The sequence below is a fragment of the Isoptericola sp. NPDC019482 genome, from assembly GCF_040632295.1.
Taxonomy (GTDB): domain Bacteria; phylum Actinomycetota; class Actinomycetes; order Actinomycetales; family Cellulomonadaceae; genus Isoptericola.
In genome coordinates, this window is sequence record NZ_JBEYBQ010000034.1 from 1 (window position 1) to 12,719 (window position 12,719).

At 75.8% G+C, this 12,719-nt stretch carries 15 protein-coding genes; 4 read left to right on the forward strand and 11 right to left on the reverse strand.

Going from position 1 to position 12,719, the window contains the following annotated elements:
• Positions 1–117 precede the first annotated feature (117 nt).
• The 6 genes from ABZ493_RS17755 to ABZ493_RS17780 form a co-directional block, all read right to left on the reverse strand.
• Entirely contained in the window at positions 118–1,017 is a 900-nt protein-coding gene (locus ABZ493_RS17755) for a sulfurtransferase (RefSeq protein ID WP_430583476.1), read from the reverse strand.
• The gene (gene rimI / locus ABZ493_RS17760; protein ID WP_430583501.1) at positions 1,014–1,511 is read right to left on the reverse strand and encodes a ribosomal protein S18-alanine N-acetyltransferase; all 498 of its coding nucleotides are present in this window, start codon (positions 1,509–1,511) and stop codon (positions 1,014–1,016) included. Before rimI ends, ABZ493_RS17755 begins: the two co-directional genes overlap by 4 nt.
• A 110-nt stretch (positions 1,512–1,621) precedes the next feature.
• Positions 1,622–2,356 (reverse strand): tRNA (adenosine(37)-N6)-threonylcarbamoyltransferase complex dimerization subunit type 1 TsaB, encoded by a 735-nt coding sequence (tsaB, locus tag ABZ493_RS17765; protein ID WP_430583477.1) that lies wholly within the window; start codon positions 2,354–2,356, stop codon positions 1,622–1,624.
• A gap of 69 nt (positions 2,357–2,425) precedes the next feature.
• Positions 2,426–2,971, reverse strand: coding sequence for a tRNA (adenosine(37)-N6)-threonylcarbamoyltransferase complex ATPase subunit type 1 TsaE (tsaE, locus tag ABZ493_RS17770; RefSeq protein WP_430583478.1), 546 nt, complete (start codon positions 2,969–2,971; stop codon positions 2,426–2,428).
• The gene (gene alr / locus ABZ493_RS17775; protein ID WP_430583502.1) at positions 2,968–4,209 is read right to left on the reverse strand and encodes an alanine racemase; all 1,242 of its coding nucleotides are present in this window, start codon (positions 4,207–4,209) and stop codon (positions 2,968–2,970) included. Before alr ends, tsaE begins: the two co-directional genes overlap by 4 nt.
• A gap of 77 nt (positions 4,210–4,286) precedes the next feature.
• Positions 4,287–5,270 (reverse strand): pseudouridine synthase, encoded by a 984-nt coding sequence (locus ABZ493_RS17780; protein ID WP_430583479.1) that lies wholly within the window; start codon positions 5,268–5,270, stop codon positions 4,287–4,289.
• A 32-nt stretch (positions 5,271–5,302) separates the two neighbouring features.
• Between ABZ493_RS17780 and ABZ493_RS17785 the strand changes: the two genes are divergently transcribed.
• Positions 5,303–5,785 carry a glutathione peroxidase gene (locus ABZ493_RS17785; protein WP_430583480.1) on the forward strand — a complete coding sequence of 161 codons (483 nt, stop codon included), beginning with the start codon at positions 5,303–5,305 and terminating at the stop codon, positions 5,783–5,785.
• A gap of 36 nt (positions 5,786–5,821) precedes the next feature.
• On the opposite strand, the gene ABZ493_RS17790 is transcribed toward ABZ493_RS17785, so the two are convergent.
• Positions 5,822–7,423, reverse strand: coding sequence for an NAD(P)H-hydrate dehydratase (locus ABZ493_RS17790; protein ID WP_430583503.1), 1,602 nt, complete (start codon positions 7,421–7,423; stop codon positions 5,822–5,824).
• A 69-nt stretch (positions 7,424–7,492) separates the two neighbouring features.
• Here ABZ493_RS17790 and ABZ493_RS17795 point away from each other — a divergent pair, with 69 nt between their 5' ends.
• Positions 7,493–8,548: an LLM class F420-dependent oxidoreductase gene (locus ABZ493_RS17795; RefSeq protein ID WP_430583481.1), complete on the forward strand. Its 1,056-nt coding sequence runs from the start codon at positions 7,493–7,495 to the stop codon at positions 8,546–8,548.
• 4 nt (positions 8,549–8,552) lie between these two features.
• Complete coding sequence (locus tag ABZ493_RS17800; RefSeq protein ID WP_430583482.1) at positions 8,553–9,383, forward strand: alpha/beta fold hydrolase; 831 nt, start codon at positions 8,553–8,555, stop codon at positions 9,381–9,383.
• Positions 9,384–9,389: 6 nt separating this feature from the next.
• On the opposite strand, the gene ABZ493_RS17805 is transcribed toward ABZ493_RS17800, so the two are convergent.
• Genes ABZ493_RS17805 through ABZ493_RS17815 form a run of 3 tightly spaced genes read right to left on the reverse strand, consistent with a single transcriptional unit; the run spans position 9,390 to position 10,716 of the window.
• A complete protein-coding gene (locus ABZ493_RS17805; protein WP_429727874.1) occupies positions 9,390–9,740 on the reverse strand; it encodes a holo-ACP synthase in 351 nt (116 codons plus the stop codon).
• 26 nt (positions 9,741–9,766) lie between these two features.
• Positions 9,767–10,114 (reverse strand): pyrophosphatase, encoded by a 348-nt coding sequence (locus ABZ493_RS17810; protein ID WP_430583483.1) that lies wholly within the window; start codon positions 10,112–10,114, stop codon positions 9,767–9,769.
• 32 nt (positions 10,115–10,146) lie between these two features.
• Positions 10,147–10,716 carry a 2'-5' RNA ligase family protein gene (locus tag ABZ493_RS17815; protein ID WP_430583484.1) on the reverse strand — a complete coding sequence of 190 codons (570 nt, stop codon included), beginning with the start codon at positions 10,714–10,716 and terminating at the stop codon, positions 10,147–10,149.
• A gap of 187 nt (positions 10,717–10,903) precedes the next feature.
• On the opposite strand from ABZ493_RS17815, the gene coaA reads away from it, so the two are divergent.
• On the forward strand, positions 10,904–11,863 hold the full coding sequence (gene coaA / locus ABZ493_RS17820) for a type I pantothenate kinase (RefSeq protein ID WP_430547513.1): 960 nt from the start codon (positions 10,904–10,906) through the stop codon (positions 11,861–11,863).
• A 28-nt stretch (positions 11,864–11,891) separates the two neighbouring features.
• Here the strand turns inward: coaA and ABZ493_RS17825 are convergent, their stop codons facing one another.
• Positions 11,892–12,581 (reverse strand): DedA family protein, encoded by a 690-nt coding sequence (locus ABZ493_RS17825; RefSeq protein ID WP_430583485.1) that lies wholly within the window; start codon positions 12,579–12,581, stop codon positions 11,892–11,894.
• Between the last annotated feature and the right edge of the window lie 138 nt (positions 12,582–12,719).

Genomic DNA, 12,719 nt, shown 5'->3' on the forward strand with positions numbered 1-12,719 from the left:
CCAGCTCCCGCCGTCCCTCGCCGAGCTCACGGAGATCGCGGAGGCGGTCGCCCGGCACGCCGCCGACGACGTCGTCGTTCCGGTGGGAAGAGGGGCCAACCGCCCGCTCACAGCGTCTCAGGGACGTTCGCCCGTGGCCGCCGGGCGAGCGGGGTCGTTCGACCACTGCGACCAGGAGCCCGCGTACAGCGCGGCCGGGATGCCCGCGCACGCGAGCGCGGCGATCTCGTGCGACGCCGTCACGCCCGACCCGCAGTAGACGCCGACGGCGAGCACGTCGTCGCCCGCGCGGGTCGAGCTCAGCCCGAGGTCGGCGAACCGGCGCTGCAGCGCCGCGTCGTCGAGGAACGTGCCGTCCTCGCTGAGGTTCTCCGACGTCGGGGCGCTCAGCGCACCGGGCACGTGGCCCGCGCGCGGGTCCACGGGCTCGCTCTCGCCCCGGTACCGCTCGGCGGCCCGGGCGTCGAGCAGGGTGCCGGTCTCGGCCAGGTCCGCCGCGTCGTCGGCGTCCAGCACCGGCAGGTGCCCCGGACGGGCCACCAGGTCGCCCGGCGCGTGCACGACCTCACCGCTCTCCAGCGCGTAGCCCGCCCGGACCCAGGCGGGCAGCCCGCCGTCGAGGATGCGCACGTCACCGACGCCGAAGTAGCGCAGCAGCCACCACGCCCGCGCCGCGGACGTGCCGCCCACCGTGTCGTACACGACCACGCGCGACGAGCCCCGCAGGCCCCACGCCCGCGCGCTGCGCTGGAACGACGACGCGGAGGGCAGCGGGTGGCGCCCCTCGGCCGGCGACGCCTCCGCGGCCAGCTCGGACTCCAGGTCCACGTAGACGGCGTCGGGCAGGTGGCCCTCGAGGTAGCGCTCGCGACCGTCCGTCATACCCAGCGCCCAGCGGACGTCGAGCAGCACGGGCGCGCCGTCGGCCGGGTCGGGCCCGGAGCTCAGCCGCAGGTCCGCCGCGAGCTCAGCGACCGTCACCAGCACCCGCGAGCGCGGCGTGTCGTCGCGGGTCACGATGCCGTGCCCTGTGGCGCGTGGTCCCGCAGGTCCAGGCGCATCGTGTACGCGTCCACGTCCTCCGGCTGGTAGTACCGCTTGCGCAGGCCGATCCGCTCGAAGCCGTGCCGCTCGTACAGCGCGAGCGCGGGCTCGTTGTCGACCCGTACCTCGAGCAGGACCGCCTCCGCCCTGAGCTTGCGCGCGCGCCCGACGAGCGCCTCCAGCAGCGCACGACCCACACCGTGCCGCTGGTAGTGCGGGTCCACGCCGATCGTCATCACCTGCGCGACGTCGCCGTCGAACCAGAGACCGGCGTACCCGACGACGGGCTTCGGCCCGACCCCGTACACCGCGACGGCGTCCGGGCCGGCGGGCTCGGCCACGACGTACCAGCGGCCGAGCGCGGCCAGCTCGTCGGCGAGCATCCCGTACGTCCACGCCCCGGCGCCGAACAGCACCCGCTCGAGCTGGAGCACCCGGTCGAAGTCCGCGCTGGCCAGCGGGCGCAGCCGGCACGACGGCTCGTAGACCTGCTGCACCGTGCGGGGCAGGCCCGTGCCGGCGGCCGGCGCCGCCGGCCGCTCGGTCGTCGGCTCCTCCGCCGTGGGCTGGTCGGTGGTCACGCCGGGCTCCCGGTGGCGGGCACGAGGCGGGCCGGCGCCGGCTCCTGCACGTCGGGCCGGCGCAGGTACAGCGGCTCGGTGGGCAGCTCCTCGCCGGCGGCGCGGCGCGCGAGCGCGACGCGGGCCAGGACGGCGGCGTCCGGGACGAGCGGGGCGTCCTCGTCGGCGGGCAGGTGCTCCGGGTACAGGGTGGCGCCCTCCCCCACGACGACCAGGCGGCCGCCGTCGGCGGGCGCGTCCGCGAGCCGCGCGGCGACGTCGGCGGCCTTGTCCACCCCTGGACCAGCCAGGGTCTCGACGACGGGGACCCCGTGCGGGCCCTCGTGCGCGACGACGCGGTAGTGGGCCCAGTAGACCTCCTTGCGGCGGGCGTCGGTCGCGACGAGCACCTCGTCGCCCGGCGTCAGCCCGAGGTCGGCGACCGCCTGCACCGCGACGGCGTCCACGCTCGGCACGCCGAGCACGTCGATGCCGAGGGCCAGGGCGAGGGTTCGCGCCGTGACGAGCCCCACGCGCAGGCCGGTGAACGGCGCGGGGCCCGTGCCCACCGCGACGGCGGTGAGGTCGGTGCGCGTCAGGCCGGCGTCGGCGAGCACCGCGTCGACGAGCGGCGCGAGCGACTCGGCGTGCCGGCGGCGCTCGTCCGCCGAGCGCGAGGCGAGTCGGGCGCCGTCGGCGTCCACCAGAGCGACGGCGACGGCTGCGGAGGTATCCAGTGCGAGAACTGCCACGGCCTCAGCCTACGTTTCCCACGAGACAGAGAGGGCACTTCGACGAGATAGAGAGCGCGTGGGCGCTCTCTATCTCGCGGTGAGGGCGGCCAGATCGACGCCGGCCCAGCGGGGGCCGACGCCGCGCAGCGTCGCGTGGCGCGTCCCGGCGCCGGGGTCGGCCTCGTCGTCGTCGGGCGCGCCGGCGGCGGTGCCGCGCGGGCGCTCCAGGTCGATCTCCAGGCGGTCGTCGGTGAGCGCCTCGGCCAACCCGCGGCCCCACTCGACGACGGTGACCGACTCCTCGAGGGACGAGTCGAGGTCGAGCGCGTCCAGCTCCCCCAGGCCGCCGAGCCGGTAGGCGTCCACGTGCACGAGCGCCGGCCCGCGGGAGCCGTCCTCGCGCGGCAGCGGCGGGTGCTCGCGCGCCACGATGAACGTGGGCGACGCCACCTGGCCCCGGATGCCCAGCGCGGCCCCCAGGCCCTGGGTGAGCGTGGTCTTGCCCGCGCCCAGGTCGCCCGTGAGGATCACCAGGTCGCCCGCCCGCAGCACGCCCGCCAGGGCCGCCCCCAGCGCGCGGGTGGCCTCCGCGTCCGGCAGGTCCGTCTCCGTCCGCACGACGACGTCGCTCACTGCTGCACTTCCTTTCCCTGCTCCGTGTGGTCCGCGTCGTCCAGGCCCGTGTACACGCGCACCGCGCGCGCCCCGATGCCCGTGACGATCTCGTAGCTGATGGTGCCCGCCGCGCGGGCCCAGTCCTCGGCGTTCGGCCGTGCCGCGCCGCGCTCGACGCCGTCCGACTCCCCGAACAGCGTGACGACGTCGCCCGCGCGCTCGGTGGCGTCCGGGCCGAGGTCGAGCACGAACTGGTCCATGCACACGCGCCCGGCCACGCGCAGCACGCGGGCGTCGGCGCCCCGGCCGACGCCGACCGGGCCGCCGACGCCGAGGCTGCCGCCCGAGGCGTGCCGCTGGATGCCGTCGGCATACCCGAGCGGCACCACGCCCAGGCGGGTGTCGCGCGGCGTCGTGTAGTGGTGCCCGTAGGACACGCCGTGGCCGGCGGGCACGTCCTTGACGGTCGCGAGCCGGGCCTGGAGCGTCATCGCGCCGCGCAGCCCGTAGTCGCCGGGGGCGCCCAGCTGCGGCACGGGCGAGTGCCCGTAGACGGCGATGCCGGGGCGCACGAGGTCGTAGTGCAGCCGGGGGTCGGTGAGCACGGCGGCCGAGTTCGCGAGGTGCCGCACCTCGAGCGACGCGCCGGAGGCCTCGACGACGGCCACCGCGGCGTCGAACGCCGCCGCCTGGAGGGCGATCGACGGGTGCCCGGGCTCGTCGGCGCACGCCAGGTGCGACATCACGCCCACCACCCGCAGCACGCCCTCGGCCTCGAGCGCGGCCGCCCGCCGCACGACGTCGGGCAGGTCGGCGGGCACGATCCCGCTGCGACCGAGGCCGGTGTCGACCTTGAGGTGGACGCGCGCCGGCTCGCCCGCGGCCCGCGCGCCCGCGGCCGCCTCGTCGAGCGCCCACGGCGCCGCGACGCCGACGTCCACACCCGCCGCGACGAGCCGGTCGAACGGTGCCCCCGGCGTCGCGAGCCAGGTGAGCACCCGGGCGTCAGCGGTCGTGACGCCGCCGGCGCGCAGGGCGAGCGCCTCGGCGGGGACCGCCGTGCCGAGCCAGGTCGCGCCGCCCGCGAGCGCCGCCCGCGCCACCGGCAGCATCCCGTGCCCGTACCCGTCCGCCTTCACCACGGCCATCACCGCGGCGCCGGGGGCGTGGCCCGCCAGCGCGCGCACGTTGTCGCGCACGGCGGACAGGTCGACGACGGCACGCGCCAGCGCGTCGTCGGGGAAGTCGTCAGGCACGGTCAGGTCGGCCGGCGCGGCGGGGATGTCGGTCGGGACCTCGGAGGGGACCTCGGTGCTCACGGTCATCGATTCTCTCACCGTGCGATCTCGCCAGTGCCCTCCGGCCAGGCGGCCAGGCGGCGGCCGGAGCGGAACTCGCGCGGCTCGCCGCTGAGCGGGTCGACGAAGGCGAGCGAGCGGGCGAGCAGCTGCAGCGGCCGGTCCGGGTCGTCGGGCGCGTCCTCGAGCAGCACCGGCCAGAACGGGTCGTGCAGCAGCGGCAGTCCGAGCGACGCCATGTGCAGGCGGAGCTGGTGCGTCTTGCCGGTGTGCGGCTCGAGCCGGTAGAGCCCCAGCCCTCGGGCGTCGTCCCGCGCGAGGAGCGTCACCCGCGACTCCGCGTTCGGCTCCCCCGGCTCCTCCTGGGCGCGCACGACGCCGCGGCGCTTGACGATGCGCGAGCGCACCGTCGTCGTGCCCTCCCGGTCCAGGGCCGAGCCCGACGCCGGCAGCGGGGCGACCGCCTCGTAGACCTTCCGCACCGCGCGGTCCTGGAACGCCGTCTGGTACGCGCCGCGCACCTCGGGCCGCACCGTGAGCACGAGCACGCCGGCGGTGGGCCGGTCGAGCCGGTGCGCGGGCACCAGCTCGGGCAGGTCGAGCGTGGCGCGCAGGTGCACGAGCACCGTGCGGGTCACCCAGCGGCCGCGCGGCATCGTCGCGACCAGGTGCGGCTTGTCCACGACGAGCAGGTCGTCGTCCCGGTGCAGCACCTCCAGCTCCGCGAGCGCGGGCACCTCCGGCTCGTCGGAGGGCGGGTCGCGGTACAGGTAGAGGAAGTCGCGCGGCTCGAACGGCGTCGCCTCGTCGACGACGACGCCCTCCCCCGTCACGACCTCGCCCGCGGCGAGCTTCTCGTGCAGCCGGGCGGCGTCGTGCGCGAACCGCTCGAGCAGGTACTGCGCCGCCGTCGCGTACCGGGCGACGCTGGCCGCGTCGTGGGGCAGCACCAGGCGGGTGGGGTTGAGGCCGTCCCGCACGGGCAGGGGCGGGACGTGCTTGCGCGGACCGGGGGGCACCGGACCATTGTCACGCGCGGCATGATGGCGGCATGAGCCTCTACGACATCCCGTTCGAGCGCATGGACGGCACGACGACGACTCTCGCCGAGCACCGCGACGACGTCGTGCTGGTGGTCAACGTCGCGTCGCGCTGCGGGCTCACCCCGCAGTACGAGACGCTGGAGCAGCTGCAGAAGACGTACGCCGACCGCGGGTTCACCGTGATCGGGTTCCCGTCCAACCAGTTCCTCCAGGAGCTGTCCAGCGACGAGAAGATCGCCGAGTTCTGCTCCACCACCTACGGCGTCACGTTCCCCGTGGTATCCAAGGTCCGCGTGAACGGCCGGCACACCCACCCGCTGTACGCCGAGCTGAAGAAGACGACCGACGCCGGCGGGCACGACGGCCGCATCCGGTGGAACTTCGAGAAGTTCGTCGTGCTGCCCGGCGGCGACGTGCACCGGTTCTCCCCGCAGACCGTCCCCGACTCCCCCGAGATCGTCGGCCTCATCGAGAAGGCCCTGCCGAGGTAGCGCCCGGCACGGCGAGGTCGTACCCGGGGTGGCGCGTCATCGACCGCCCAGCAGCGCGGCGACCTCGCCGGGCACCGAGGCCGCGACGTCGAGCGCCGCCACAGGCCCGCCCGGGTTCGCGCGGTGCGCGGCGCGACCGTGCACCAGCGCCGCCGCGGCGGCGACCTCGGCCGCGAGCGCCGGCTCCTCGACGACGTCGCGCGACCGGGCGGCGAGCATCGCGCCCAGCACCCCGGCGAGCACGTCCCCCGCGCCCGCAGTGGCGAGCCAGCCCGGGCCGTCGGCCTGCGCCCACGCACCGCCGGGTCCGACGACGACGGTCACGCCGCCCTTGAGCAGCACGGTCGCGCCCGTGAGCTCGTGCGCACGGCGCGCCCACCGCAGCGGCTCGGCCTCGACGTCGGCGCGGCGCACGTCCTCGCCGCGCGAGCGCAGCAGCGACGTCAGCTCGCCGGCGTGCGGGGTGAGGACGAACCACGGCGGGACGCGCTCGTCGAGCAGGCCCAGCCCGCCGGCGTCGACGACCGCGGGCACGGGCCCGCCCGCGGTCCCGGCGAGCCGGCCGGCCGCCGCGGCGAGGCAGGCCCGCCCCCGCTCGTGCTGGCCGTCGTCCAGGCCGTCGGACTCCCCCTCGTGCGCGGCCTCCGGCCCCCCGGGGACGCCCGGTCCCACCACCCACGACTGCACGCGGCCAGGAGCGGTGACCACCTCGGGGCGGGCGGCCAGCACCGACCGCCCGACGGCCTCGGAGCCCCGGTAGCGCACCATCCCGGCCCCGGTCCGCACCGCGGCCGTGGTGGTGAGCACCGCGGCCCCGGGGTACGTCGCCGTGCCCGCGACGACGCCGACCACCCCGCGCGTGTACTTGTGGTCCGCGGGACCGGGCACGGGCCACGACGCGGCGACGTCGGCGGGCTCCAGCCGCCGCACGGCCGGCCCGCCGGCGAGGCCGAGGCCGATGTCGACGACGCTCACCTCGCCCGCGAGCCCCGACGCCGGCGGCAGCAGCAGCCCGGGCTTGGCCGCGCCGAACGTCACCGTGCGGCCCGCCGGCAGCACCGGGCCGGGCACCGCGCCGTCGTCCACGCCGACCCCCGACGGCACGTCCACCGCCACCACCCACGGCCGCCCCAGCCCCGACGCTGTGAGCGGGCGATCGGCCCCGACACGCCGGTCGATGCGGGCCAAGAGCCCGCTCACCACATCCTGGGCGAGGCCACGCAGCGGGCCGCGCGCTCCGATGCCGACGAGGCCGTCGAGCACGACGTCGGCGCGGGCGGCGCCGTCGGCCGCGGCGTCCAGGCCCTCGGGCGCGGCGAAGAGCTCGACGACGCGGCCCCCGGCACGCTCCAGCGCCGCCCGGCCGCCCGCATGGAACCTCTCGGCGACCAGCACCGCCGTCACCGCTAGCCCGCGCCGCGCCAGCACCGCGCCCGCGTGCAGCGCGTCGCCGCCGTTGTGGCCCGCCCCCGCGAGCACCACGACCCGCGCGCCCCGCACCGGGCCCCGGCGGGCGGCGACGTCCCGGAGCACGTGCATCGCGAGCGCGAACGACGCCCGCTCCATCAGCGGCACGCCCGCCATGAGCAGCGGCTCCTCGGCGGCACGGACGTCGGCGGCGGACCAGGCGGAGATCATGGGACGCATGATGCCGCGCGCCGCCGCGCCCCGCAGCGTCGCCGCAGGTCCGGGCATAGGCTCGAGCCCATGCGATTCGGACTCTTCATCCCGCAGGGCTGGCGCCACTCGCTCACCGACGTCCCCCCGGAGCAGCACTGGGAGACGATGCTGTCCCTGCTCCACTACGCCGACAACGCCGCGGCCGGCGAGCCGATCCCCGGCGGTCCCTGGGCCTGGGACTCGGTCTGGGTGTATGACCATTTTCATACGGTTCCGGTCCCCAGCACCGAGGCGACGCACGAGGCGTGGACGCTGATGGCGGCGTTCGCGGCGGCGTCCCAGCGCGTGAAGCTGGGCCAGATGTGCACGTGCATGTCGTACCGCAACCCCGCCTACCTGGCGAAGGTCGCCTCCACGGTGGACGCGATTTCCGGCGGCCGCGCGCAGCTCGGCATCGGTGCCGGCTGGTACGAGCACGAGTGGCGCGCCTACGGCTACGGCTTCCCCCGCGCGGGCGAGCGCCTGCGCGCCCTGGACGAGGGCCTGCAGATCATCACCCAGATGTGGCGCACCGGGTCGTCCGGAAAGTTCGACGGCGAGACGTACCAGGTGGACGGCGCGCTGTGCTATCCGCAGCCGCTGCAGCAGCTCCCCGTGGGCGACGGCGGCGCCGAGGTGCCGAGCATCCCCGTCTGGGTGGCGGGCGGCGGCGAGAAGAAGACGCTGCGCATCGCCGCACGGTTCGCGCAGTACACGAACTTCGCGGGCGACGCCGAGACGTTCGCGCACAAGTCGTCGATCCTGGAGCAGCACTGCCGCGACCTGGGCCGCGACTTCGGCGCGATCACGCGCTCGGCCGACTACAACGTCGTGATCGGCGAGAACCAGGCGGAGGTGGACGACCGCTTCGCCTGGATCGAGTCGCACTTCCGCAAGCACGCCCCCGGCGAGCGGGGCGAGCAGGAGATCGCGAACTGGCGCAACGCCCCACTGGTCGGGACGCCCGAGCAGATCGTGAAGAAGCTCTCGGGGCTGCGCGACCTGGGCATGACCTACGCCATCACGTACTTCCCGAACGCCGCCGGGGACCGCGACCAGATCGAGCTCTTCCAGCGGCAGGTCATCCCCGCGCTGCAGGACTGACGGGATGCCGCGGCACGAGCTCGACCTGCCCGACGGCCGACGACTGGTCGTGCACGAGGACGGCCCGCCGTCGGCGGACACGCTCGTCTGGCACCACGGCTCGCCGCAGTCCGGCGAGCTGCTGCCCCCGGTCGTCGACGCCGCACGGTCGCGCGGGCTGCGGGTGGTCTCCGCGGCCCGCGCGGGGTACGGCGGGTCCACCCCTCGACCCGGGCGCACCGTGGCGGACGCCGCGTCGGACGTGGCGCACGCCCTGGACGCCCTCGGCGTGGCCCGATGCCTCGCCGTCGGCGCCTCGGGCGGCGGCCCGCACGCCCTCGCCCTCGCCGCGCTCCGGCCCGACCTGGTGATGGGCGCGGTCACCCTCGCCGGCGTCGCGCCGTACCCCGGCCGCGGCCGCGACAGCCTCTGGTTCGCCGGGATGGCCGACGACGGCGGCCTGCGCTCGGCCCTCGACGGCCCGGAGGCCCGCGCGCGGCACGCCGAGACTGCCGAGTTCGACGAGTCGAGCTTTACCGCGGACGACTACGCGGCGCTGGCGGGGACGTGGGCGTCGCTCGGCGCCGACGCCTCGCGGTCCGGCGACGCGTGGCCGGGCGGGCAGGTCGACGACGACCTCGCGTTCGTGCGGCCGTGGGGCGTCGCGCTGGGCGACGTCGCGCCCCCGACCCTGGTCGTGCAGGGCGGCGCCGACCGGGTGGTGCCCCGCCACCATGCCGACCTGCTGGTGGACGCCCTGCCCGCCGCGGAGCTGTGGCTGCGGCCCCGAGCCGGGCACGTCAGCGTGCTCACCGCGCTGCCCGTCGCGCTCGACTGGTGGCGTTCCGCCGCCTGACCGTCGTCAGCCCTCCGCCACGACCATGGCGGACGCGATGCCCGCGTCGTGGGAGATGGACAGGTGCCACGCCTTCACGCCGAGCTCGTCGGCGCGGGCCTGCACGGTGCCGCGCAGCTCGACCTCGGGCGGTCCGCCGACCGTGCGGTGCACGGTCGCGTCGTGCCAGTGCAGGTTCCCGGGGGCGCCGAGCGCCTTGGCGATGGCCTCCTTGGCCGCGAAGCGCGCCGCGAGGGACGACGCCGGCAGGTCCCGCTCGGCCTCGGTGAAGAGCTTCTCGCGCAGGCGCGGCACCCGCTCCACCGTCGCCATGAACCGGGCGACGTCCACCACGTCGATGCCCACGCCGATGATCATGCGCCCCACTCTAGGTGGGGCGCCGATCAGTCCCCGGCGCGCACGCCCGCCTCGTCAGCCGGCTCCACCAGGTGCCGCCAGCGGAACCACTTGCGCTCGAGCTCCGCCTCGAGGTCGACGTCGAACCGGCGCGCCACGAGCAGCACCTGCGCGAGCACGTCGGCGAGCTCGGCGCGGAACGCCGCGTCCACCTCGCCGGGGCCCGCCCCACGGTCCCGCGACCGCCCCGACCGCGCGAGGTACGCCTGCGTGAGCTCCCCGACCTCCTCGTGCAGCTTGAGCACGAGCCAGTCGTCGGTGCGCGGCACACCGAACCGACGCTCGTACACCCGCGAGATGATCTCGACCTCGTCGCCCAGCTCCGTGAGTTCCACACGCCCACCCTAGGGACGACGACGGCACGCCGTCAGGGCCCGGCGGCGTCGGCGTCGGGCGACAGCGGGAAGTCCGCCCGCCGCCGCCAGCGCTCCCCGTCGAACACCAGCAGCGTGACCTCGCGCACCCTCGTGCGGACGGGCAGGCGGGGCGCGACCGCGGCCGCCGCACCGTCGAGGACGTCGGGATCCTGGCCGTCCGCCACGGTGAGGTGGGGCACCACGTCGTCGAACGCCCCGCCGTACGGCGGCGCCTCGGGGAACCGTGCGGCCACCGCGGCGAGCAGCGCCCGCCACGAGGCGTCCGGCTCCGGGACGAGGTACAGGACGCCGGGGAAGCGTCCGCACCCCGCGAACGTCGCGTCGAACGGCGCGTGGGCACCGACGACGTCTCGCAGGGCCTCGAGCACCGTGGCGTCGAGCGCCTCCGCGGGAAGGAACGGGAACAGCACGGTGACGTGCGCGGGCACGCCGTACGCGGCGGCCTCGTCGAGGTCGCCCCGCAGCCAGCCGACGACGGGCTCGGCCTCGGGCACCACGACGACCAGCGCCGTCTGCCCCGTGCCGAACCGCGCGGAGGGGTCGCGCGTCGCGTCGGTCATCGCCTCGGCCCCTTCCCTGACGGTGCCGCGCACGGTCGCGGCGCACCCGGCGGCGAGCCTACCGACGGCGACGTCCCGCGTCGCCCGAGTTGCAGGTCGAACCCATGACTCGGGCAGAATCGTGCAGGTGGCACCGCAGTCCCCCGACACCGCACCCGGCACAGCACCCGGCACGGCACCCCAGCCCCTGGGCGAGCACCTCACCCGGCTGGCGCCCGCGTCCCCGTACGTCGACCTCGACCGCGCGGCGTGGAGCCGCCTGTCGGCGTCGACCCCGCTCCCGCTGACGGATGCCGACGTCGAGCGGCTGCGCGGCCTGGGCGACCCGATCGACCTCGCCGAGGTGGACGCCGTCTTCCGCCCGCTGTCGCGGCTGCTCAACCTGTACGTGGCCGCGAGCGCCGGGCTGCACCGCGCCACGTCGACGTTCCTGCACGAGGAACCGCCGCGCACCCCGTACGTCATCGGCGTCGCGGGCTCGGTCGCGGTCGGCAAGTCGACGACGGCGCGCATCCTGCGCGAGATGATGGCGCGCTGGCCGGACACGCCGCACGTCGAGCTGATCACGACGGACGGCTTCCTGTACCCGAACGCGGAGCTGCAGCGCCGCGGGATCATGGACCGCAAGGGCTTCCCCGAGTCGTACGACCGGCGGGCCCTCATCCGCTTCCTGTCGCGCGTGAAGGCCGGGCAGGCTGAGGTCCGCGCTCCGGTGTACTCGCACGTCGTCTACGACATCGTGCCCGGCGAGGAGGTCGTGGTGCGCAAGCCGGACGTCCTCATCGTCGAGGGCCTCAACGTGCTGCAGCCGGCGCGGCCGTCGGCGATCGACGAGTCGACGGTGGCGGTCAGCGACTTCTTCGACTTCTCGATCTACGTCGACGCCCGCACGCGCAACATCCGCCAGTGGTACGTGGAGCGCTTCCTGCAGCTGCGCCGCACGGCGTTCAGCCGCCCGGAGTCGTACTTCCGGCGCTATGCGGACCTGTCGGACGCCGAGGCGACGGAGCGGGCGCTGTCGATCTGGGAGTCGATCAACGCGCCGAACCTGGAGCACAACGTGCTCCCCACCCGCGGGCGCGCCACCCTCGTGCTCACGAAGGGGTCGGACCACTCCGTGCAGCGCGTGCGGCTGCGCAAGCTCTGAGGTCGGTCCCCACCGGTCAGGCGGTCCGTCAGGCCGCGCGGCTCGTGGGCTCGGCGTCGGCCTCGTCGCCCTCGTCGTCCTCGTCGGCGGGCACCGGCTCCGCCTGGGGCGGCCCGGCGATGCGCTGCACCACCTGGTCCACCAGGACGCCGAGCAGGATGCCCGCGACCACACCGACGGCCATGGCGAGCAGCGTGTTGTGGCCGAGCCAGGACGCGGCGGCGAGACCGATGAGCATCGAGTAGATGCCCCACGTCACGGCGGCGATGCCCGAGTAGAGCATGAACCGGTGGCGCGGGTACCCCACGGCGCCGGCGGTCATGTTGACCGCGACCCGCCCGATGGGCACGTACCGTGCGGCGAGGATGAACGACGCCCCCCGGTGCTCCAGGGCGTGCCGCGCCCAGTCGACGGCCTTGCGGCCGCGGGCGGAACGGAGGAACGCGAAGCGCTCCGTGCCGACGGCGCGGCCGATCTGGTAGGCGATCTGGTCGCCCGTCCATGCGCCGGCGATGGCCAGGGCGAGGACACCCGGCAGCCACGGCTCGCCCTCGGAGTGGGCGAGCACGGTGAGGGTGATGACCACGGACTCGCTGGGGATCGGCGGGAAGAACCCGTCGATCGTCGCGAAGACGTACATGGCCGGGTAGATCCACAGGGACGCGCCCAGGTCGAGGACCCAGCCCTCGAGCTGTGCCAGCATCGTCGACAGGTTCACCAGGTCGGTCCCTCGGTTCGTCGGCCGGGAGGCGGGCCTCCGGCGGTCGCACGACGCCGGGTGGCGTCACGGCACCAGCCTAGACAGAACCAGGGCACCGGCTGCATGGGGAATTCCCCCGGTTCCACCCTGAGTGCC

Excerpts from the sequence above, each read along its gene's own strand:
- ABZ493_RS17785 (WP_430583480.1), top strand. The coding sequence starts at position 5,303 with ATGAGCCTCTACGACATCCCGTTCGAGCGCATGGACGGCACGACGACG.
- ABZ493_RS17790 (WP_430583503.1), bottom strand. The coding sequence starts at position 7,423 with ATGATCTCCGCCTGGTCCGCCGCCGACGTCCGTGCCGCCGAGGAGCCG.
- ABZ493_RS17795 (WP_430583481.1), top strand. The coding sequence starts at position 7,493 with ATGCGATTCGGACTCTTCATCCCGCAGGGCTGGCGCCACTCGCTCACC.
- ABZ493_RS17800 (WP_430583482.1), top strand. The coding sequence starts at position 8,553 with ATGCCGCGGCACGAGCTCGACCTGCCCGACGGCCGACGACTGGTCGTG.
- ABZ493_RS17805 (WP_429727874.1), bottom strand. The coding sequence starts at position 9,740 with ATGATCATCGGCGTGGGCATCGACGTGGTGGACGTCGCCCGGTTCATG.
- ABZ493_RS17815 (WP_430583484.1), bottom strand. The coding sequence starts at position 10,716 with ATGACCGACGCGACGCGCGACCCCTCCGCGCGGTTCGGCACGGGGCAG.